Below are 21,418 nucleotides of genomic sequence, written 5' to 3'. Positions count from 1 at the left end.
GGCAACAAGGCGGGAAGTGGAGTCACATGGCGGCGCTCGACAACGTGAAGCTCAAGGACGTCCTGGCGGATGTCGCCTCGGGTTCCTTACAACTGCCCGACTTCCAGCGGAACTGGAAGTGGGACGACGACCGGATCCGGGCGATCATCGCGACGGTCACGCTGGACTATCCGCTCGGCGTCGTGATGACGCTGCAGACCGGCGGCGCCACCCGGTTCCGCTCCCGGACCCTCACCGGCGCCCGGCCGGACGGGGACCCGGAGGCCGACCTCCTGCTGCTGGACGGGCAGCAGCGCCTGACCTCCCTCTTCCAGGCTCTGTGGCAGGACGCCCCGGTGGAGACGGCGGACGCGCGGGGCAAGCCCATCCAGCGGTGGTACTACGTCGACATCGCGAAGGCCGTGGGGCAGTCCGCGGACCGTGACGAGGCCATCGTGTCCGTCCCGGCCGACAAGGTGCTGCGGACGGACTTCAACCGCACCGTGGTGCTGGACCTGAGCACCACCGAGGACGAGTGCACGGCCGGTCTCTTCCCCCTGCACCTCGTCTTCGACGCCCAGCGCGTGAACGAGTGGAAGAGGTCGTACATCAAGGCGGACGAGGACCGGAACTGGGACCTGTGGGGCCAGTTCGACGAGGCGGTCCTCCAGCAGGTCCGCGCCTTCCAGGTCCCGATGATCCGGCTGGCCGCCTCCACCTCCATGGACGCCGTCTGCGCGGTGTTCGAGCGGGTCAACACGGGCGGTGTGCCCCTGAACGTCTTCGAACTGCTCACCGCGACCTACGCCGGGGACCGCGACTACGTGGAGCGGACCGGGGACTACTACCAGCTTCCGGTGGTGTGGCGGGAGGTCAAGCAGGCGCTGGCGAGCAAGTACCCGGTCTTCGGCCGGCTCGACAGCGGCCTCGAGAACGGGCTCAGCAGCATCGACTTCCTGCAGGCCATCGCCCTGGTACGCACCTGGGAGCGGAAGCAGGAGGGCATCGGGGCCACGGTGTCCTGCAAGCGCCGCGACCTGCTGGACCTGCCCCTCGCCGACTTCGTCCGCCTGGCGCCCAAGCTCGCCGACGCCTTCGCCTGGGTGGGCGACTTCCTGGAGCGGCAGTGCATCGTCCGCCCGGCCGACCTGCCGTACAAGACGCAGCTCGTCCCGCTCGCGGCGGTCCGCGCGATCCTCGACACGGGGACGGACGGTCTGGGGGCGGAGGAGAGGATCGAGCAGTGGTACTGGTGCGGGGTGCTCGGTGAGATGTACGGCGGCTCCACGGAGACGCGCTTCACCAAGGACGTCGAACAGCTCGTCCCCTGGATCGCGCAGGACGAGAGGGCGCCCGAGACGGTCACGGAGGCGTTCTTCTTCGCCGAGCGCCTCGACACCCTCAGCACCCGCAACAGCGCCGCCTACAAGGGGATCTACGCCCTGCTGATCAAGCAGGGGGCGGTGGACTGGCACCACACGGGCGCCCCGCTCAGCCCCGGCAGGCTGGACGAGTACGGCGTGGACATCCGGCAGATCTTCCCCAAGACGTGGTTCCGGCGGGGCAACAGCGAGGGTCTGCCCACGGGTTCGATTGTGAACAAGACCCCCTTGTCCTACCGTGCGGCGATGGACATGACGGGGGCGCCGTCGTCGTACCTGTCCACGATGATCGCCGCGTCCGACATGCGTCCGGAGTGGTTCGACGACGTCCTGTCCACGCACCTGATCGATCCGGACGCGTTGCGCGAGAACGACTACGAGCGTTTCTACCGGGACCGCTCCAAGCAGTTGCAGAACCTGGTGCACTCCGCCATGGGCAAGAAGACGATGCTCCGCGACCTGCCGGAGGCGGACGTCCGATGACGACCAGGTCTCACGAGCAGGACGTCGCCTCGCTCAAGGGCAGGACCGTGTCCGTGCAGGAGATCCTCGACCTGTTCCAGGTCAGGGTCCGCGACCACCGGACGGTGCACCGCATCTCGCAGGCGTTCACGGACGCCGGGCTGACCACGCTGCCGGACTTCGCCGTCTGCGGTCTGCGCAGCAGCGTCGACGTCGTGCCGCTGGCGTCCGTTCCCGCACAGCGGGCGCCGGCCGGTGCGGGCGACGAGGCCGACGCGACGGATGACGCCCTTCCCTCGCACGCCCTGCCGCAGCGGTTGCTGCTCGGCGACATCCCGTCGGCACGGCGCGGCGTGGTGTCCGTGGGCCCCGGCACTCCGCTGTCCCAGACCACCTTCCTGATGCGCACGAAGGGCCTCTCCCAGGTCCCGGTGACCACCGGAATGGCGCAGGTCCACGGGGTCGTCACCTGGGGGTCCGTGGCCAAGATGTACGAGGCGGGGAAGCCGGCCACCCTGGACAACGCGATGGAGAAGGACTCCCTGCCCGTCGCCGACGCCCGGCAGGAGTTCTTCACCGCCCTCCCGGTCGTCCGCGAGCACGGTTACCTGCTCGTCCGCGGCGACGACGGCTGCCTCTCGGGCACCGTCACCGCCGCGGACGTCACGGAACGCTTCGAGGGGGCGGCGCGGCCCTTCTTCATCGTGGGCGAGATCGAGTCGCTGCTGCGGCGCTGCCTGGGCGCGGCACTGGACACGGAGGCCATCAAAGCGGTCCAGACGAACAAGAAACCGGAGCATCGCACCGGCCAGGTGTCGGACCTCATGTTCGGCGACTACCTGAGGCTCCTGGACGGCGACCAGACGAAGCAGTCCTTCGCCGAACGGGCCGACCGCAACTGGGAGGCGCTGAAGTGGCCGAACATGCCCCGGAAACAGTTCGTCGGCCTGCTGAAGCGGGTGAAGGACATCCGCAACCGGATCGCCCACTTCGACGAGAAGCCGCTTCCGCAGGAGATGATCGACGAGCTGACGACCTTCGCGAAGGTGCTGCGGGCGTTCGCGTCGTGAGGTAGCAGGGGGGCGGGCTGCTCCTCACCGCGGGCACGCGCTCTCGGCCCACACCGTCTTCGTGCAGGTGTCCCGTACCTCGCAGCCCCGGCGTTCGGCGTACGCCGCCACAGGAGCAGCCCCGTCCCGAGTCCGCGTCCAGTGAGCGGGACTCGGCGGCGGGGGTTGTCGGCGGCAGCCGTTCGGGGCGCGCGTCGGTCACCTCGACATGAACGTGCTCCGGGCAGCCGCAGCAGGAAGAGTCTGAAGTCCCGTCCCGGCAGCCGGCCGTGGGTGAGTACCGGTGGGCCGCGGCGAGGTTTCCGCTGTTCGAGATCACCGTCTGTCGACGGACCACACCCGGGGTGCCTCCGGGACAAGCTCCGGAGGCACCCGGAGTCGTGTCCTCAGCCCGCTCCGAGGGCGAACTGCTCGCGCAGCAGCGCCTCGTGGAGCCGCAGGGTGCGGCCGTCCGGCAGGGTCTCCAGGACCTGTACGCCGTCGTAGTTGAGGAGTTGCCGCAGGACGGCGGCGAAGCCGTCGCCCCGGGTGACGGGCATGCCGGCGCGCTGGGCGAGCGCGGTCACGGGCAGGGTGCCGCCCGCGTCCAGCAGGGCGGCGAGCGCCTGGTGGACCTGCTCCTGCTGCGGCTTGCGGGCCAGGCCGCCGAGCTGCGCCTGGTATGTCTCCGAGTCGAGCAGTGCCGTCACCAGCGTCTCGGCCCGGGAGACGACGGTCGGGGTGAGCAGGGCGTCGTCTCCCCCTGCCGTCAGCGCCACGTCGAAGAGCGCCTCGTGCATCCGGGCGACTTCCGCCTGCTCCTTCTTGGCCTTGCCCGTCGGCTTCTTGGGAGCGGGAGGCGTTGCGGTCACCGGCCGAGCCGCGTGCTCGTCCGGCAGCGGTGCCTTCCCGGTGTCCTCCGGAGCCCACCAGACCGGCCGCTGGTCGCCCAGTTCCCGCCACCCCTTGGGCGGCTCCGCACCGAACGGCAGGAAGGCCAGCACCGGGATGGTGACCTCGGCGAGCGACACCCCTCCGTGGTAGCCGGCCTTGAGGGCGGTGTAGCGGGAGTCGGCGTCCCACAGGGCGACGACGGACGCGCCGGGCTCGGGCCAGACCACGCGCGGCCCGGACAGGGCGATCTCGTGTTCGGCGAGCGGGCCGCCGCCGGGCAGGCGGTGGCGGGCGGACGCGGGGTCGGCGGCGGTGTCGACCTTCGTGCCGTGCCGGTCGACGACGTGGCCGTGGTCGCTGGTGACGAGGACCGCCATGCCCTGGGTGGCCGCCACCCGCAGCAGGTCGCGCAGGCCGGGCACGTCGTCGGTCCGCCAGGCGCCGTCGCCGAGTTTCTGCTCCTTGGCGAGCCGGTCGTCGAGGGCGTTGAGGACGACGGCGACGTGGGTCCTGCCGTCGGCCAGCGCCTCCGTGAGCGCCGGGCCGAAGGTCTCGCCCGCGGTCTCGGTGCGCAGGTCGTCCTTGTGGAACACGGCGGCCCGGGCTCCGCCCCACAGCTTCAGTGCGGGGAAGAGCCGCTTCTCGTCGGCCTGGGTGCCCTTCATCAGCGTGCCCGCGAAGAGTGAGGTGCGGGACACGGCCGTCACGGTGGGCAGGGCGGCGGCCATCGCCCGGCGGTGCGGGGCACTGCCTTCGGGCAGCGGGTCGAACTCGGCCCAGGAGCGGCGCAGTTCCTCCCCGAGTTCGTTCGCGATGGCCGCGCTCATGCCGTCGAGCACGAGCAGCAGCACCCGCCGTTCCTCCCCGCGCCGCACGGCCGGGCCGACCACGCGGTCGAGGAAGGTCTCGACGGTGAGCATGGAGCCGGGCTGGGTGCCGGCCTGGGTCCAGGAGGCCAGGGAGCGGGCAAAGGACGCGTCGATCTGCCGGCGCCGGTCCCGGACGCGGGTGCCGAGGACGTCGTAGGCGGCCTTGAGGGCGGGGTCCGGGTCGCCGCCGGCCTCGATGTGTTCCAGGGCGAGGTCCGCCCAGCCGGTCTCGGCGATGTGCCGCTGTACGGCGTCGGCGACGGTGGGTGCGTCGGCGGGCGGGTCGGTGGCCAGCCAGCGGGCGAGGCGCTGGCCCATGCGGGCGCGTTCGACACGGGCGGACTCTTCCGGCCCGGCGGCGAGCCGGTGGTCCTCCAGGCGGCGGACGGCGTCCGTCACGGCGGCCGTGTCGCCCGCCGCGAGGGCCCGGCCGACGGCGGTGAACCGGGCCTCGAGTCCGCCGCGCAGGACGGGGCTCGCCGCCACGGCCTGCTCCGCGCCGAACCGGCGGGCCAGCGCGGACGCCCGGTCGAGCACGGTGCCGGTGGTGCGGCGCGCCTCCCGGGCCTGGTCGGCGTCGGTGCCGCCGGTGCGGTGTCCGGCCGCCGGCAGCGTGGTCACGTACTCCTCGGCGGCCCGCCCGAAGACGGTCACCAGGACGTCGAACCGGTCGCCGACCACCGGGGGCTGGTCGCCGAAGTAGCGTTCGGCCCGACCACGGGCCCGGTAGGTCTCGGGGGCGGGCTCGGCATGCTGCCACAGCGCCGCGCACACCAGGCCGAAGGCGGCGGCGTCCGCGCCGCGTTCGGCGTCGACGAGGGCGAGCAGGGCACGGCCGGCGAGACCTGCCTGGTCCTCCTCGCCGAGGAAGGCGGCCAGTCCGGAGCGTTCGGGGCCGCGCAGGGCGAGGAGCCGTTCGGGGGCGCCGGGCCGGGTCGACCAGTGCAGCAGGGCCTGGGCGTCGAGCCGGTCGTCGCCGGGGCGGCGCGTGCCGTCCTCGGTGTCGTAGCGGCCCAGGCGCAGGCGGCGCTGGGCGAGCGCGGTGAGGGCGTACTGGCGGGACAGCCAGCCGCCGGGGACGGGCGGCCAGCCGCCCGTGGTGGGCGGAGTGGCGTCGAGGAGTGCCTCGGAGGCCCAGTTGACGTCCTTGAGCCGGGGGTCTATCTGCCGGGCGCCGAACGCCTCACGGACGACGTCCCAGCTGTCGACCGTGTCGATGCGCAACTTGTGGACGCGGGCGAGGATCGCCGGGTCGAGTTCGTGCTGCTCCCGGTCGGTGAGGACGACCAGGACCGCGGGGCCGGGACGGCGGCCCGCAAGGTGGTCGAGGACGAGTTCGTGGACGGCGAGCGGCGACGGCGCCACCGAGACACCGGCCGTACGGCCCTCGCCCCAGACGGGTTGGGCGGGGCCGTCCCACTGGGGCGCGGACCGCAGCAGCACGACCCGGCGCCTGCCCTCGACGTCCCCCGTCAGTGAGGCGGCGAGGGAGGACTGCGAGGACAGGTACTGGGTGACGGTCGCGGTGTTCAGCCGGACCGCGCCCGGGACGGCGGCGACGGCGGTATCCGTCATTCGACGACCTGCCAGGTGATCTCGATGGTCGCGTTCGGGTGGCGAGCAGCCAGTTCGGACAGCTCCGCCTGGAGGTCGGCGGCGGCCCGTACCACGGTCGTACGGCGGCCTCCGGACTTCCGCGCCGTGCCGCTGCCGCTGCCGCTCGCCGCGGAGGGCGTCTCCTGCGGCTGGGTGTAGGAGATGCGCGGGTCGCTGGTCGACGTGTCCAGGGACAGGTCACCGGCCGTCGGCTGCGGCGCGACGGGTACGGGCGTCGGGGTGGCGGCGGCCTGGCTGCGCTTGATCAGGGCGACGACCTCGCGCTGGGTGCGGGCGAGCGTGTCGCGCAGGTCGGCGGTGCGCTGGTCGTCGCGGGCCACGTGGCGCAGCGAGTCGAGCAGTGCCTCGCCCTCGGGGCCGAGCCCGGCGGCGAGTTCCAGGGTGCTCCAGGGGGCGGAGGCGACGGCCTCCGCGACCGCGCGGGCCTTCTTGACGGAGGTGCCGTACCGGTCGGCGCTGGTCTCGCCCAGGTCGAAGGAGGCGAGGGCCTCCACGGTCTTCTTCGCCCCGGCCGCGCCCTTGCCGGCCTCCGCCGTGAGGGCGTCCAGCAGTTGCAGGGAGCGGCGGGCGAGGGCGAGCCGTCCGGTGCCGGCGGTCTGGTCGAGGCCGAGGAAGGAGGCGTGGGCCTCCAGCTGGTGCACCAGGTCGGCCGCGTGGTCCCGGTGGGTGCGGGCGGCCTCGATGATCTGGCGGGCGAACTGGTTGACCATCCGGCCGCGCCGCAGCGCGGGCGGCTTCGCCCCGAAGACCGTCTCGAAGCGCTGGCGTGCGGTGTCCCAGTCGGATTCGGCGGGCAGCGGCTGGCTGCGCAGCGCGTCGTGGTCCTTGATCGCGGACAGTTCGGGCGCGGGGTCGAGGACGGTGCCGCCGCGCACCCACACCCGGTCGTCCGTCTCGGCGAAGGCGGCGACGACGAGCCGGGCGAGGAAGTCGGGCAGGCCGCGCGGGTCGGGCCGGTCGGTCCAGTCGGTGAGCGTGATCAGGGACAGGTCCCCGGTGACGCCCTGGGAGCGGGCGAGTTGCCGGAAGTGGTCGGGCCAGTACCGGGACAGCTCGAAGTACGCCTCCTTCTGCTGCCCGAGGCGCAGCGGTCCGGCGATGCGCTGCATGAGCCTGCGGTCGGCGGCCGGGACCTCCACCCGCCCGTCGCGTGCCTCGGCGGCGGCCCGGACGTGGGTGAACACCTTCTTGGTGTCGGCGGACCTGACGGCGGTGCCGGTGGCGTCGGGGTCGAGGTCGGGGTGGGCCGGGTACTGGTGGACGAGCAGCTTCCCCGCGACGTGCCGGATGCCGTCGCGCAGGCTCTGCCCGAAGGACAGGGTGAGCCCGTCGACGTCGGGCAGTGCGACGAGGTGGTCGTCGAAGTCGGGCACGACGTCGGCGGCCTGCTTCTGGGCGAGTCCGTACGCCTGCTTGAAGGCACCCTTGACCTGCTTGAGCAGAGCCTCGCGCTGGGTTTCCAGGAGGCCCTTGGCGCGGCTGCGGTTGTCGGCGTTGAGGTGGCCGGCGTACTGGGTGTCGAAGCGGTGCTCGTCGGCGAGGGCCTTGTCGATGACGACGAGGCGCCGGAAGTCCTGGAAGCGCTGCGCGGACAGGTGCGCGGGCAGCCAGGCGACGGTGCGGGACCGCTCGCCCTGCTGGCGCTCGCGCAGGCGCTGGACGCGGTTGACGTCCTCGACCGGGCCCCACTCGCCCTCGTCGAAGGGGAGGTCTATGGCGATCCGCCAGCGTCCCTCCTCCTGCGGCATCAGGTCGTGGTCGGGCAGCTCGTCCTCGTCGGCGACGTTCCCGAAGACGATCTCGGCGGTGCGGGCGGTGCCGCGCCAGGTGAAGTGGAGCTGGTCGCTCAACTGGCCGTGTTCGACGCCCAGTTCCTCGGACAGCAGGCGGCGGGCGAGCGCGACGCGGTTGCCGGGGTTGTCGTTGACCTGGGCGTTGGCGATGACGGAGTCCACGTCGACGCCGGAGAGTTCGAGGCGGACGCCGGGGTTGGCGTCGGTGCCGGTCTCCTTGATCTCGGGGAACCTGGCGGCCCATTCGGCGACCTTGTTCTTGATGATGCCGACCTCGGCGCCCGGGATGGGGGCGAGGACCGACCCGTGGTTGAGCGCGCCGAGCCGCCGGATGGTCAGTTCGGACAGTGCGGGCACGCTGGGCGCGAGCGCGGACAGCAGCAGGGTGCACACGAGCCGGTTGTCGCCGGTGAACATCCGGCAGCCGCCCAGCCGCTTCGGGTCGGTGAGGGACTCGGGCCGGTTGCGGTACTGCTCGACGTCGTCCTCGGTGATGTCGTACGAGCTGAGCAGGTAGGGCCGCAGTTTGGTCCTGTAGAGCTTGTCGGCGGCCTCGAAGACGACCTTGAGGCTGTCGGTGAAGGGCTTGTCGCCGCCGGCCGCGATCACCGGGTAGAGGTCGCCGACCGGGATGAGCTGCCCGAGCCGGAGCTCGCCCCGGTGGTCGGCGAGCAGCTGTCCCATCAGTTTCAGACCGGTGCGGGAACGCTGCAGCGCGGACGAGATGTGGACCAGGGTGTCCATGAACGCCGGTGAGAACGGGTATGTCAGCCGGAACGACTCCGCGTCCGCGCCGGTGGTGCCCTTCTCCGAGCCGAGGAGGGTGTCCCAGACCTGGGTGCCGACCCGCTTGGTCTGCTCGAAGGCCGCGTCGACGAGCCGTTCCGCCTCGGCGTCCTTCGGCTTGAGGAGGCGCGCGTGGGCGATCTGCGGGAGGTTGCGGTCCTCCAGGGTGATCTTGTCGAACCGGCCGGAGGCCAGGTTCAGGGTGTCCTGGATGGAGGCTTCCGCCGCGCCGGACACCTCTTCGCCGACGAGTTCCCGCAGGTCGCGCTGGCGGGCGATGAACGACACGACGGGGATGGCGCGCCGGGCGTCGCCGCCCTCCACGAAGTTCGTGATCTTACTGGCCTCGCGGGCCACGAACTTCTGCTCGTGGATGAGGGTCGCGAGCCAGAGGATCAGCTCGTCCAGGAACAGGACCAGACCGTCGTAGCCGAGCGACTGGGCGTGCTCGGCGATGACGGACAGACCGGCGTCCAGGGAGACGAAGCCGTGCTCGTTCTCGGTGGCGTTCCTGGCGAAGCCGGGAAAGAGGTTCGTGCTCGCGTCGTTGACCAGTTTGGCGCGCAGTTCGGCCGGGGTGGAGGGGTTGCGGAGGTCGAGCGGGGTGCCGCCCTCGTGGTTCTCCTCGGCGGCGAGGGCGGTGTCGAGGAGCTGCGCGGTCCAGGCGAAGCCCTCACCCCACTCGTCCGTCTCGTCGTCGTCCGCGTCACCGCCGCCCAGGCCGCGGACGACCGCCTCGTCACCGTAGGTGGCACGGTTGGCGCGGATGTCGGCGAAGAGGGAGTCGGTCCGGTACACCTGCGGGGTCGGCGCCTCCGGGTGCAGCTTCCTGACGTGCGTGACGTACCCGCCGAGCACCCGCTGTTCGAGGGCCTTCGCGCCGAGCATGTGGTACGGCACGAGCAGGAACCGCTTGCCGTCCGTGGTCAGCCACTCGTGCTTGGTCAGCACCGGGTCGAACTCGGTACGGACACGGGCGGACGCGTCGCCGCTGAGCAGCGCGTACAGCACGGCCATGAAGTGCGACTTGCCGGAACCGAACGAGCCGTGCAGGTAGGCGGCCTTGGACCGGTGCCCGTCGAGGGACGATTTGATGAGCGCCAGCGCCTCGTCGAAGTTCTCCAGCAGCCGCTCGGTGACGACGTAGTCCTTGAGGGCGTTGCGGGCGCCCTCGGGTGTCGTCGCCTCGGCGAGGGACAGGACGAAGTCCGAGGTGGAGATGGACTCCTTGATGTCGATGACATCGCGAAGGAGGGGCGGCTGGGCCATCGCGGGTCTCGCTCTCCCTGGGGGTGGTCGGTGCTGCTGCTCGTACGGGGTGTCGTGCGGGGGCCGCCGCCGAGGCCCGGGCCGGTCCGAGGAGTGGGGCAGGGCTCAGGGGTACGGATGGCCGGTGCGGCGGGCCGGCCGTCCCGGCCGGTGGCGGGGACGGATCCGGTCGCGCGGCGACCGGACGGGAACGGCGCCCACGGCGTCGGCCGGGTCAGGTCGGGCGGGTTTGCGACGTCTGCACTCTTCGCCCCCCTCGTGCTGATCGTCACCCGTACGGCCTGCGCACAGCACCCTACATCGGTCCCCCCCTCGGCCCCGTGCCGTATACCCGCGCGCACCGCCCGTCCGCGCCGGCCGCTGCGGTCCCGCCGTGAGCGCTACGGCCGCCCTCGCCCCGACCGGTAGGCGTCCAGGAGGTGTCGGCTCGCGACGGTGAAGGGGTGGTCGGGGCCCAGGCCGCGTTCCCTCCGCTCGACGACGTCGGTCATCAGCGCGATCCCCTCGTCCGTGTGTCCGAGCGCGGTCCGGGTCCGGGAGAGGAGTTGCCGGGCGGCGAGCACGATCGGGTACTCGGGCCCGAAGCGCCGCTCGTACGCCTCGGCGACCTGCCGGATCCCACGGTCGGCCTCGTCGAGGCGGCCCAGGAGGTACAGCGCCCACGCGTGGTTGTGCCGGGCGCCCAGGGTCACGGTGTGGTCGGGGCCGAGGACGCGCTCGCACTCCGACGGCAGCGTGAGCAGGGCGCCGCCTTCCTCCGCGACCACGTCGGCGGCGGGCAGCATCTCCAGCAGGCCGGCGCGGGCCCGCAGCGTCAGCGGGTGCGCGGGGCCCAGCGCCGAGCGCCGCCCGGCGACGGTGTCGCGGAGCAGCGCGACGGATTCCTCGCGTCTGCCGAGGTTCGCCAGGACGAGCTGGAGGCCGTAGCCGCTGTCCGTGGTGTCGGGGTCGTCGGCGCCGAAGAGGCGCTCCTGGGTGTCCCTGACCGCGCGCAGTGCCGCTTCGGCCTCGGTGTACCTGCCCAGCCGGAACAGTGCCCGTCCTGCCCTGGAGCGGGTGGCGAGGACCGTGCGGTGGTCCGCGCCGAGGAGTCGCTGCCCGAGGTCCGCCGCGTTTCGGGCGGTCTCCCAGGCGGAGAGGTAGTCACCGGTGCGGTGCAGGGCGGTGGACAGCCGCGTCGCGACGGCCAGGGCGTCGGCGGCGGCCGGTCCGCCGACGCGCCCCAGCAGGGCCAGCGCGTGCGGTACCAGCAGGCGCATGCGCGGATCGTGGGGACCGGCGTCGGGTACGCCGGGCACGGCCGCGTCGAGCAGGCGGACGGCCGTCGTGTCGAGGGCGGGCACCAGGTCCGCGGGGGTCGCCGCCGAGACGCTGTCGAGCAGGATGCCGTGGCTCTGTACGCAGCGCGCGCCGGCGGCGTCGACCCGTTCCGACAGTGACTGGTCGAGGAGGGCTCTGAGCGCCGTCTCGGTTCGGGCACGGGGCAGTACGGCGCCGATGCCGACGTGGTTGAACAGGGTCAGGGGCAGCGGCTCGGCGGCGAACCGGGCCAGCAGCCGGAGCAGGGCCGCCGCTTCGGGCAGCCCCCGCGCCTCGAACGCGTCGAGGGTCAGCTGCCAGGTCAGGCCGACCAGGTGCCGGGGATCCGCTGCGGACAGCGCGTCGGCTCCCCGGTCGATCAGCTGGACCCGTTCGTCCCCGTCGAGCTGGTCCCCGTAGGCGTCCAGTGTCCAGGGGTCGATGACCTGGTGGGAGAGGAAGCCGCCCGCCAGGGTGAGGGCGAGGGGCAGCCGCCCGAGCCGGTCGGCGACCCGCGCCGCCTGCTCCGTGGTGCCGCTGTGCGGGGCGAGATCGCGCAGTACGAGCGCGGCGTCCTCCCGGGGCAGTACGCCGATGTACTGCAGCTCGGCGCCCGGCCACCACCGGGCCGCCGCTCGCCGGGTGGTCACCAGGACGGTGCCGCGCGGGCTGGTGCGCAGCCAGTCGCCGTCCCGCAGGATCTCCGGCTCGTCGGTGTTGTCCAGGACCAGCAACCAGGGTTCGGCGGAACGGTCGAGATACGTCCAGGCGAGATCGGCGGCGGGCCTGAGGCCGTTGCGTGCGGCCAGCAGTTCGGCGTCCTCCGCTCCTCGGTCGGCCGCGACGGCGAGCATGCCGGCGCGCAGGCTCGCGCGGTCGGAGGCGTTGACCCACAGGCCCACCCGGTCCTGTTCTGCGGTGACCTCCTGGAAGAGGGCGCAGGCGACCGCCGTCTTGCCCGAGCCGCCCATGCCGTACAGCACGTAGACCTGGCCGCCGCGCTCCGTCTCGACGCTCGCCCGCAGGCGCTCCATCACCTCGCCGCGGTCGCGGAGCGCGACGGGGGGCCGGCCGACCGCCGGGCGTCGCACCGAGTCCGGTCCGCCGCGCTCCGGCCCGTCACCGCCGTAGTGGTGGTGCTCGCTGATGTGCTGGTCGCCCGACGACTGGTAGACGCGCCCCTGGTCCTCGGCGTGGCCGTCCGTCCCACCCGTCATCGCTCGGCGATGTGCTGGTCTCGTCCCGCCTGGTAGACCCGGGCCTGACCGGACGCGGTGGCGTGCTGGGTGATCTGCCGCGCGGCCGAGCCACCGGGGTCGAGCTGGTCCAGCAGTGCGCGCAGTTCCTCAATGGCGGCGGGCCGGGCGACGAGCAGCCGTCGCACCGTCCCCTGCCACTGGAGGCGCAGTTCGTCCAGGGTCTCCCGGTCGTCCGCGGCCACGGCGGCCAGCGCGTCCTCGCGGCCGGCCTCCCACTCGGCGGTGACGGTCTCGGCGCGCTCGGGTTGCGTCCGGCGCCAGAGCCGTGTGATCCCGTCACGCGCGTGGCGCCAGGCATCGGTCGCCATCAGCGCGACCAGAGTGGTCCCCGCGCTCTGTGCGAGCAAGGCCACTTCTGCTTCCACAGCCGCCCCTCCATTCACCCGATTATCCGATACCACATAGGGAAAACGCCACCTGCCGGGCGTTGGTATGACTTTCTTTCCGATCAATATCATTCCACCTCCGAACGACAGGGAACAAGGAGGAATCAATCCTCGCCATTACCCCGCCGCCAGGCTCTGGCATATGGCCAGGCAGGCCAGTTGCACGCTACAGTGAAGCATCCTGACCGATCCAGGGGGCGAGGGAAATGACCAGGCCATGGGAAGCAGATCCGGACACGAGTTTCAAACAGCGTTTAGGGAGGACTCCCCAGGACCTCGGAAACACCACCGGAACTCCTGACTGCCCGGACATCTGGGAACTCGCCAACGGCGACATCGCCGTCATCGGCCGGGACCTCACCCAGTCACTCGGCAGGAACCTGCCCGCCGGAGTCTCGATCGGGTCGGACGAACGCCTCGTGGTCATCCCCAGGAACATGCTCATCGCGGCGAAGCCGGACATCCCCAGTGTTTGACTCCTTCTCCAGAGGCACCTCCGAACGCCTGGACCGCCCCACGTACCACGCCGACTTGGGCCGGGTCTACACCGACGGGATCGACTTCCTCAACAAGCTCGAGCGCGGCCAGCACTTCAAGGAGCGCGGCTTCCCGAGCTGGGAGGCCTTCGCCGACGGCGACTGGGAGAGGGCGCTGTCGCTGGCCGACGAGAGGCGCGAGGACTACGCCCGGGAAATCCGGCGGGCGTCGGAACTGGGCGTCACGCACCGTCGCCTCCGGGTGGTGGAATTTCCTGTCACGCCGTATGTGCAATGGGAGTTGTCCGTCCTGCGTGTGCGCGTGGACGCGGGTGACGCGATCAGAGTCATCGACGCTCGCGATATTTCCGGCATCGAGCGAAATCACCCGGTCCCGGAAGTCGTGATCCTCGGCGATGTGGTCATGTACGAGGTCGTGTACGACGAGGACGGAAATGCGGCCGGCGCCCACCGCTACACCGACCGCTCACTGATCCGGGAGACGAACACCGGGTTCGATGCGCTGTATGAGCGTGGTGAGGAATTCCACGATTTCTTCGACCGGGAGATCGCTCCCCTGGCCCCACCGCGGGGGGTCGGTGCTTCGACGGGTTGTCGCGGGTAACGGTGATCAGCGGGACGGGGTGACGAGCAAGCCCACAGGCCGACAGATCCCCGCCCCGGTGGTGGGCACTCGCGGCGTCAGGGCCTGGGTTCCTCCAGCTTGAGGGTAGGAGTGTCCGCACCGTGCAGTTCGGCGTCCACTGGTGCGAAGGTCTCGTGTTCTTCCACGACTTCGCCGTCCACGACGTCCCCCTCCGACACTCGGTGCGACGGGTCCGCCAGGGGCAGGCCGGCGAGGTGGTTCTTGAGCCTCTTGGCCATCGGACGGTAGGTCGCGAGAGTGAGCCCGCCGGACACGACGGCCCCGATGACGGGGATGGCTTTGGAGACGCCCTTGACTCCGTTGCTCAATTCGGGGGATGGTCACGCACCGCAGCCGAGAGGGGCCGGCCGGGGCCGGACCGTTTCCTCGCGAGGTCCGTTCCCTGCGCCCCGCCGACGGGCCGGCGTCACTCTCCGTAATGGAGCAACAGAGTCGCCCTTGGCGAAGGACTGCGTCGTCATCTTGACACCGAGGTACTTCGCGACCTTCTTCACCATCGGGTAGACGACCCCATGGGTGAGTGCCTTCTTGGGCAGTTCCTTGGTGACCTGCTCCGCGATCATCCCCGCGACTTTCCCGCAGCGGCGTTCGCCGACTGGGTGCCGAACATCACGCCGAAGAACAGTGTGAGCACCGCCTTGGTCGCGTCGTCGACGCCATCGCCCTCGCCGGAGAACAGCTCGGGCCAGCTGTAGAGGTAGGCAAGCTTCTGGGCGATGCGCAGCATGTGGCCGACGTACTGGGCCGTGTCGGCGGGCACCGTGGCGGGAAGGGCGAGGATGCCGGGTATCCCGGCGGCGGCCGAGAGAGCGCTGACCGTGGTGGTTTCGTAGCGGATGGATTCGTTGGCGACCTTGTCGAGGACCTCGACGGTGATGCCCGCGGCAGCGGGAGTCTCCTCTATCGCTCGTCGGATCTCGTCCTCGGAGCAGTGGCGAGCCGGCGCACTCCGGAGGTACGCCTCCCTGCGGATACGCACACGCCGAAGATCGTCCAAGTGTCCCGCAGGACGGTCACGGTTCCCCGGCTGCGTGCCTTCGTGTCCCGGACCATCACCTTGTTCGGATCGCTGTCGGCCAGTTCAACGCAGTTCTGTGTCTCGGTGTAGGAGCTGGTTCGCCAGTTCGGGGTCACGGGCTGCATGGGGCCGCTCTCCTAGTCCGTAGGCATCTGGTCGAAGTGCTGCATCGCTGTGGAGATGAGGCCGCGGACGGCGGTGCCGTAGACCGCTGACTGTTTCAGGAGAGCGAACGCCTTGGTGTACAGCTCGATTTCTCGGGGCTGGGTGACGGAGAGCTCGGCCGAGTACGGCCCCGGGGAACAACGGAACTAGCGCCAAGGCCGTGATCTTGATCGCGTAGCACAGTGACCCCATGCTTCGTGGATGTTCGCCCGAAGATCGCATGAGTGGTTCGGTTTGCGGTTAGCGTCCGCTGCGTGCCGGTGGAGTTTCTGACTGACGAGCAGGCTGCGGCGTACGGGCGGTTCGTGGAGGAGCCGACCCGTCCGGAGCTGGAGCGGTTCTTCTACCTGGATGACGTGGATCGGGAGCTGGTCGGGAAGCGGCGGGGGGATCACAACCGTCTCGGGTTCGCGCTGCAGATGTGCACGGTCCGCTATCTCGGGCTGTTCCTGGAGGATCCGCTGGATGTGCCGTGGTCGGTGGTCGAGTACCTGGCGGAGCACCTGGGCGTGGAGGACGCGTCGTGTGCGAGGCGGTACACCGGGCGGCAGATGACGGCGTACGAGCACGCATGGGAGATCCGGGACGCCTACGGCTACCACCAGTTCGAGGACCACGAGTGGGGGCGGAAGTTCCGCGCGTTCCTGCACGGTAGGGCGTGGACGCACGCCGAGGGGCCGGTGGCGCTGTTCAACCAGGCGGTGGGCTGGCTGCGTCGCAACCGGGTGCTGCTGCCGGGGGTTTCGGTGCTGGCCCGGCAGGTGGCGGAGGTGCGCGGGACGGCGGAGAAGCGGCTGTATGCCGCGGTGGCCAGGGCCGCGCGCCGCGCGGACACGTCCTTGCCTGGCGACCTGGTGGCGCTGCTGGAGGTTCCGGAGGGCCGTCGGGTCTCGGAGCTGGAGCGGCTGCGCCGGCAGCCGACGCGGACGACGGGCACGGGTATGGCGAAACCGTTGGAGCGGGTCGATGAGATCTCTTCCTTCCGCTTGGGCCGGGTGAAGGTGGACAGGGTTCCGCCGAACCGGCTGTCGGCGCTGGCCCGTACGGGGCTGGGGTCGAAGGCGCCGAATCTGGAGCGCACTCCGGAGCCGAAGCGCACCGCGCTGTTGACGTCGGTGGTGCGGCATCTGGAGGCGTCCGCGATCGATGACGCGCTGGATGTGTTCGCGTTGCTGATGCAGGTGAAGCTGATCAGCGCCGCTCGCCGGGCGACGGACAAGGACTGGCTGGCGGCGAAGCCGCGGTTGGCGAAGGCGTCCCGTACGGTCACGGCGGTCTACCGGCTGTGGAGCGAGCAGCTGAACCTCGTCACCGAGCACGGCGCCGACATGGACGCGGCGGCGATGTGGCGGGCGCTGGAGACGGAGATCGGGCCGCGGGACGAGGTCGAGTCCGCCGCCACGCTGCTGGACGAGCTGCTGCCGCCGGGCGACGACGAGGCGGAGGCCGAGATGAGGCGCCTGCTCGCCACCCGCTACAACACCGTCCGCCCGTTCCTGTCCCTGCTTGGTGAGTCGGCCGCGCTGGGGGCGGCCTCCGGCGGCACGCGGGTGCTTCAGGCGGTGAAGCGGCTTCCCGCGCTGGCCCGGCGCAAGGTCAAGCAGAAATCACTGCTCCCCCGCGAGATCGACGGCAAGCTGGTGCCGCCGGCGTGGAAGCGCGCGGTGTACTCCAACCCCGGGCTGCCGGAAGGGGCAGTGGACCGTGACGCGTACATGGTGTGCGTGCTGGAGCAGCTCTACCGCGCGCTGAACCGCAGGGACGTGTTCGCCTCGCCGTCGAACCGCTGGGCCGACCCGCGGGCGAGGCTGCTGGACGGCAAGCGGTGGGAGGCCGTCGCCGAGGACGTTCTGCACGGCCTGAGCCTTCACGAGCCGGTCGAAGAACACCTCGCCGGGCGGGTGCGCGCTTTGGACGCGGCCTGGCAGCTGATGGCCGAACGGCTTCAGGAGGCCGGGCAGGACGCCAAGCTCAGCTTCGAGGTCCAGCCGGGCGGCCGGCTGAAGCTGAACGTGGACCGGCTCGGCGCCCTCGGCGAAGCGAAGTCGCTGCGCTGGCTGCGCACGACCACCGCGACGATGCTCCCGAAGATCGACCTGCCGGACCTGCTGTTCGAGGTCGACTCCTGGACCGGATTCCTGGACGCCTTCGTGCACCTTGGCGACGGCCGCACCCGTATGGAGAACCTGAAGACTTCCCTGGTGGCGCTGCTGGTCTCCGAGGCGTGCAACATCGGCTACACCCCCGTCGCCGACCCGGGCGACGAGGCACTCACCAGGGCCCGGCTGGTGCACGTCGACCAGTACTACCTGCGGGCGGACACCATCGCCGCGGCGAACGCGCGCCTCATCGAAGCCCAAGCCCAGGTGCCGATTGTGGCGCACTGGGGCGATGGCCTGCTCGCCTCGGTCGACGGACTGCGGTTCGTGGTGCCCAAGCGCACCATCAACGCCGGTCCGTCGCCGAAGTACTACCACTTCAAACGCGGCATCACCTGGCTCAACGCCGTCAATGACCAGGTCGTGGGCATCGGGCAGATGGTGGTGCCGGGCACCCCGCGCGACTCCCTGCACATCCTGGACACCCTGCTGAACCTGGACGCCGGGGTGAAGCCGGAGATGGTCGCCACCGACCACGCCTCGTACTCGGACATGGTGTTCGGCCTGTTCTCGATGCTCGGCTACAATTTTTCGCCCCGGTTCAGGGACCTGGCCGACCAGCGGTTTTGGCGGGCGGAGTTGCCCGGCGTGGAAACCGGCGGCTACGGGCCGCTGGAGCCGCTGGCCCGCAACAAGGTCAACCTGGGCAAGGTGACCACGCACTGGCCGGACATGCTGCGGGTGGCCGGCTCCCTGGTGACCGGGCAGGTCCGCGCGTATGACCTGCTGCGGATGTTCGGCCGCGAGGGTCGCCCGACCCCGATGGGGCAGGCGTTCGCCGAGTACGGGCGGATCGCCAAGACGCTGCACCTACTGCGCGTGGTCGACCCGGTGGACGACACCTATCGGCGGCAGATGAACCGGCAGCTCACCGTGCAGGAGTCCCGCCACAAGCTGGCCCGGGACATCTGCCACGGCAAGCGCGGGCAGATCATGCAGGCCTACCGGACGGGCCAGGAGGACCAGCTTGGTGCGCTCGGCCTGGTCCTCAACGCTGCCGTGCTGTGGACCAGCCGCTACCTGGACGCCGCCGTCGGACAGCTGCGCGCGCTGCCCGCCGACCAGCGTGAACACGACGTCCTGGACGAGGACGTGGCCCGGCTCTCCCCGCTCAAGCACGCGAACCTCAACTGCCTGGGCCGCTACAGCTTCCGGCCCGCCCTTCCCGACCGCGGGACGCTGCGGCCTCTGCGCGAGCCGGCCGACGCCGCACACGACGAGGACCTGGAGGACGGCATGTAGAAGACGGCAACGCCGTGTCCCGCCCGGGATACGGCAGGTTCTCCACACCCGCCCAGCATGGTGTGGTTCTTGAGACGCATTCCAGGAAACAGGACTAGGACACGTCTTTCCTCCTGCCGGGAGGGCAGGGGTGGGCGTGGTGACACGGAGGGGGATGGACATGAGCGCAAACAGTTCGGACGAGGAGTGGATGGACCTGGCGGACGCGATCACCCTGCTGCGGGATCAGATCGCCGAGGCCCAGGACCGGATCGCCGACCCAGCGGGACGGGGCGACCGGGGGGTGCGGTTCACGATGGGGGAGATCACCCTGGATCTCGGTCTGGAACTGACCGGCACCAAGGGCGTCAACGGTGGTCTGCGCTGGAGCGTGATCAGCCTGGGCGGGAAGAAGGAGAGCGGCCGCAAGGCCACCCACACGGTGACCGTGAAGCTGACCCCGCACCGGCCCGGCGGCGGCGACATCGACGTCAGCGACGAGGAATAGCCCAGCCCACCAGCGGCACACCGCATGTGACAGGACGACGAACGGGGGACTGCTGTGGAGTTCGACCGCCGGGTACAGATCCGGGTGAACCGTCTCAAGAACGGTGAGAAGAGCACGGGCTTCGGAACGGGCTACCTCATCGCGCCGCGTCTGGTGCTGACCGCGGCCCACGTCCTGGAGGGGATGGACCAGGCGCAGTGGGTCCCGGTGACGGTCCGCCTGCCCGACACCGGCGGGCGGGAGTTCGCAGCAACCGTACGCTGGCAGCACTCGGACAAGACGGTGGACTCCGCCCTCATCGAGGTCACCGACCACCAGGACTGGCAGGTCCCGCAGTCCCTCGCGGATCTGCTGGCCCGGCCGCCCCAGCGCTACGGGCTGCTCATCGGCACGCGGCCCCACGCGGTCACCGCGACCGGCTTCCCCCGCCTGCAGAAGGACCCTGACGACGGCCGGCGCCTGGACGAGCAGGTGACCGGTTCGATCGCCCCGGGCACCGGTGCCCTCGCCGGCCGCTACGAGATCACCAGTACCACCCCCACCCATGAAGGCCCCGCTGGCGGCGGCACCCGCTGGTCCGGCATGTCCGGAGCCGCCCTCCTGGCCGACGACGGCTACGGCGGGGACATGCTGTGCGGGGTCGTCCGCCGCGACCGCCAAGCCGACACAGGCGCCCGCCTGACCGCCACCCCCGCCAAGAGCCTCCTCGACGACCCCGGCTTCCGCGCCCTGGTCACCGAGCACACCGGCTGGGAACCCGCCCTGGAACCCGTCGAGCCCGCCGCCCTGCTCACCCCGGCGGCATCCGAACGACTTCTGGACTCACCCGCCGCCCTCCTGCGCGCCGACGCCGAGGCCGTCACCTTCCACGGCCGCGACAGCGAACTCGCCGACCTGCGCGCCTGGTGCCAGGACGGCCCGCCCGCAACGGCGGTACAGGTGCTGACCGGGCCCGGCGGACAGGGCAAAACCCGCCTGGCCCGACGCCTGACCGACCTCCTCAGCCACCACGGCTGGGTCACCGGACACCTACGCCCCGACCTCACCGACCACGACACCCCACCCGACTTCACCCCCCTGACCACCGCCCTGCCCCTGCTGATCGTCATCGACTACGCCGAGACCCGCCCCCGCCTGCTGCGCCGCCTGATCACCCACCTGCACCGCTCCCGCCACCGCGTCAGGCTGCTGCTGCTCGCCCGCTCCGACGGCGAATGGCGCACCGACTCCACCCTGCGCGAGGCCGACGCGCCGACCCGCAGACTCCTCAAACAAGCCCAGCCCGTCGAGCTCGCCCCGCTCATCCCCCGCAGCCGGCCCGCCCAGGACCGCCGCACCGCGTTCACCCACGCCGCCGGCGACCTAGCCCGCCTGCTGCCACGCGTCCACACCGTGCCCGACCACGACTGGAACACTCTGGCCAAAGCCCTCCAGCCCCCCGACGACCTCGGCCACCCCCGCTACGACAACGCCCTCACCCTGCAGCTCACCGCCCTGGTCACCCTGCTGCAGCACGGACCCAAACCCGCCGACACCTCCCCCGGCACCCCGGCCGAAGAAATCCTCCTGGAGCACGAGGCACGCTTCTGGGAAGACAGCGCCGAAGCCCCCGCCTTCAAACTCAACCTGCCCACCACCACCCTGACCGCCGCCGTCGCCGTCGCCGCGCTGTGCGGAGCCACCACCACCGAAGCAGCCACCCACGTCCTGGGCACAATCACCGACCTGCCCGCCGACAAAACGGCACGCACCGCGGCATGGCTGGCCCGGCTGTACCCGGCCGAACCCGGCCGCTACTGGGGCTCCCTCCAACCCGACCGCGTCGCCGAATACCACGCCTGCCAGGTCCTCGAAGAAGACGGCATCGCCCTGCCCGCCCTCCTCGCCGCAGGAACCCCCGCCCAGCAGGGCCAGACCATCACCGTGCTGGCCCGCGCCGTCATCGCCCACTACAACTCTGGCCGGACCGCCGACAGCGAACACGTCCTGCACACCCTGGACACCTCCCTGGACACCACCCCGCTCGCCTACCAGGCCGTCCAGTCGGCCTCGGCCGCACTTCCCTACCCATCCCGCATCATCACCCCGCTCGCTCTACGGCTCGTCGGTGCCCTCGTCCAGGCCCGCCGGCAACTGGCGCACAGCAACCCCGCCGCCTTT

At 71.2% G+C, this 21,418-nt stretch carries 12 protein-coding genes and 2 pseudogenes; 7 read left to right on the top strand and 7 right to left on the bottom strand.

What is annotated here, in order from left to right; genetic code table 11:
* The first annotated feature begins 26 nt into the window (after positions 1–26).
* Together TU30_RS30430 and TU30_RS30425 are read left to right on the top strand one after the other, a co-directional pair.
* Complete coding sequence (locus TU30_RS30430) at positions 27–1,844, top strand: DUF262 domain-containing protein (protein WP_042176285.1); 1,818 nt, start codon at positions 27–29, stop codon at positions 1,842–1,844.
* Positions 1,841–2,893 carry a CBS domain-containing protein gene (locus TU30_RS30425; RefSeq protein WP_042176283.1) on the top strand — a complete coding sequence of 351 codons (1,053 nt, stop codon included), beginning with the start codon at positions 1,841–1,843 and terminating at the stop codon, positions 2,891–2,893. Before TU30_RS30430 ends, TU30_RS30425 begins: the two co-directional genes overlap by 4 nt.
* A 386-nt stretch (positions 2,894–3,279) precedes the next feature.
* Here TU30_RS30425 and pglZ read toward each other — a convergent pair whose 3' ends face one another.
* The 4 genes from pglZ to TU30_RS30405 form a co-directional block, all read right to left on the bottom strand.
* Entirely contained in the window at positions 3,280–6,210 is a 2,931-nt protein-coding gene (gene pglZ, locus TU30_RS30420; RefSeq protein ID WP_042176281.1) for a BREX-2 system phosphatase PglZ, read from the bottom strand.
* Complete coding sequence (locus tag TU30_RS30415; RefSeq protein ID WP_042176278.1) at positions 6,207–10,100, bottom strand: hypothetical protein; 3,894 nt, start codon at positions 10,098–10,100, stop codon at positions 6,207–6,209. Before TU30_RS30415 ends, pglZ begins: the two co-directional genes overlap by 4 nt.
* A gap of 380 nt (positions 10,101–10,480) precedes the next feature.
* On the bottom strand, positions 10,481–12,616 hold the full coding sequence (locus tag TU30_RS30410) for a tetratricopeptide repeat protein (RefSeq protein WP_042176276.1): 2,136 nt from the start codon (positions 12,614–12,616) through the stop codon (positions 10,481–10,483).
* Entirely contained in the window at positions 12,613–13,023 is a 411-nt protein-coding gene (locus TU30_RS30405; protein ID WP_042176274.1) for a hypothetical protein, read from the bottom strand. Before TU30_RS30405 ends, TU30_RS30410 begins: the two co-directional genes overlap by 4 nt.
* Positions 13,024–13,250: 227 nt before the next feature.
* On the opposite strand from TU30_RS30405, the gene TU30_RS34925 reads away from it, so the two are divergent.
* Both TU30_RS34925 and TU30_RS30395 read left to right on the top strand, forming a co-directional pair.
* Positions 13,251–13,520, top strand: a complete 270-nt coding sequence (locus TU30_RS34925) for a hypothetical protein (protein WP_078878657.1) — start codon at positions 13,251–13,253, stop codon at positions 13,518–13,520.
* Positions 13,513–14,145, top strand: a complete 633-nt coding sequence (locus TU30_RS30395; RefSeq protein WP_052479973.1) for a DUF6879 family protein — start codon at positions 13,513–13,515, stop codon at positions 14,143–14,145. The genes TU30_RS34925 and TU30_RS30395 overlap by 8 nt, the downstream gene beginning before the upstream one ends.
* A 77-nt stretch (positions 14,146–14,222) precedes the next feature.
* Here the strand turns inward: TU30_RS30395 and TU30_RS33265 are convergent.
* The 3 genes and pseudogenes from TU30_RS33265 to TU30_RS34920 form a co-directional block, all read right to left on the bottom strand.
* Positions 14,223–14,480: pseudogene (locus TU30_RS33265) on the bottom strand (hypothetical protein); the annotation flags it as partial.
* A 147-nt stretch (positions 14,481–14,627) separates the two neighbouring features.
* Positions 14,628–15,184 (bottom strand): annotated as a pseudogene (locus tag TU30_RS33260) (hypothetical protein); the annotation flags it as partial.
* Positions 15,088–15,330, bottom strand: coding sequence for a DUF397 domain-containing protein (locus tag TU30_RS34920; RefSeq protein ID WP_078878655.1), 243 nt, complete (start codon positions 15,328–15,330; stop codon positions 15,088–15,090). The pseudogene TU30_RS33260 and the gene TU30_RS34920, both read right to left, overlap by 97 nt.
* 294 nt (positions 15,331–15,624) lie before the next feature.
* Between TU30_RS34920 and TU30_RS30385 the strand changes: the two genes are divergently transcribed.
* The 3 genes from TU30_RS30385 to TU30_RS30375 form a co-directional block, all read left to right on the top strand.
* The gene (locus TU30_RS30385; RefSeq protein ID WP_042176270.1) at positions 15,625–18,771 is read left to right on the top strand and encodes a Tn3 family transposase; all 3,147 of its coding nucleotides are present in this window, start codon (positions 15,625–15,627) and stop codon (positions 18,769–18,771) included.
* Between the two features lie 160 nt (positions 18,772–18,931).
* Entirely contained in the window at positions 18,932–19,258 is a 327-nt protein-coding gene (locus TU30_RS30380) for a trypco2 family protein (protein ID WP_042176345.1), read from the top strand.
* 54 nt (positions 19,259–19,312) lie between these two features.
* A partial coding sequence (locus TU30_RS30375) for a serine protease (protein ID WP_042176268.1) occupies positions 19,313–21,418 on the top strand: 2,106 nt, incomplete at its 3' end.

It is taken from the genome of Streptomyces sp. NBRC 110035 (genome assembly GCF_000829695.1).
Taxonomy (GTDB): domain Bacteria; phylum Actinomycetota; class Actinomycetes; order Streptomycetales; family Streptomycetaceae; genus Streptomyces.
This window is presented reverse-complemented; position numbering and strand designations above follow the sequence as displayed.

Excerpts from the sequence above, each read along its gene's own strand:
- TU30_RS34920 (WP_078878655.1), bottom strand. The coding sequence starts at position 15,330 with ATGCAGCCCGTGACCCCGAACTGGCGAACCAGCTCCTACACCGAGACA.
- TU30_RS34925 (WP_078878657.1), top strand. The coding sequence starts at position 13,251 with ATGACCAGGCCATGGGAAGCAGATCCGGACACGAGTTTCAAACAGCGT.
- TU30_RS30430 (WP_042176285.1), top strand. The coding sequence starts at position 27 with ATGGCGGCGCTCGACAACGTGAAGCTCAAGGACGTCCTGGCGGATGTC.
- TU30_RS30415 (WP_042176278.1), bottom strand. The coding sequence starts at position 10,100 with ATGGCCCAGCCGCCCCTCCTTCGCGATGTCATCGACATCAAGGAGTCC.
- TU30_RS30425 (WP_042176283.1), top strand. The coding sequence starts at position 1,841 with ATGACGACCAGGTCTCACGAGCAGGACGTCGCCTCGCTCAAGGGCAGG.
- TU30_RS30410 (WP_042176276.1), bottom strand. The coding sequence starts at position 12,616 with ATGACGGGTGGGACGGACGGCCACGCCGAGGACCAGGGGCGCGTCTAC.
- pglZ (WP_042176281.1), bottom strand. The coding sequence starts at position 6,210 with ATGACGGATACCGCCGTCGCCGCCGTCCCGGGCGCGGTCCGGCTGAAC.
- TU30_RS30380 (WP_042176345.1), top strand. The coding sequence starts at position 18,932 with ATGAGCGCAAACAGTTCGGACGAGGAGTGGATGGACCTGGCGGACGCG.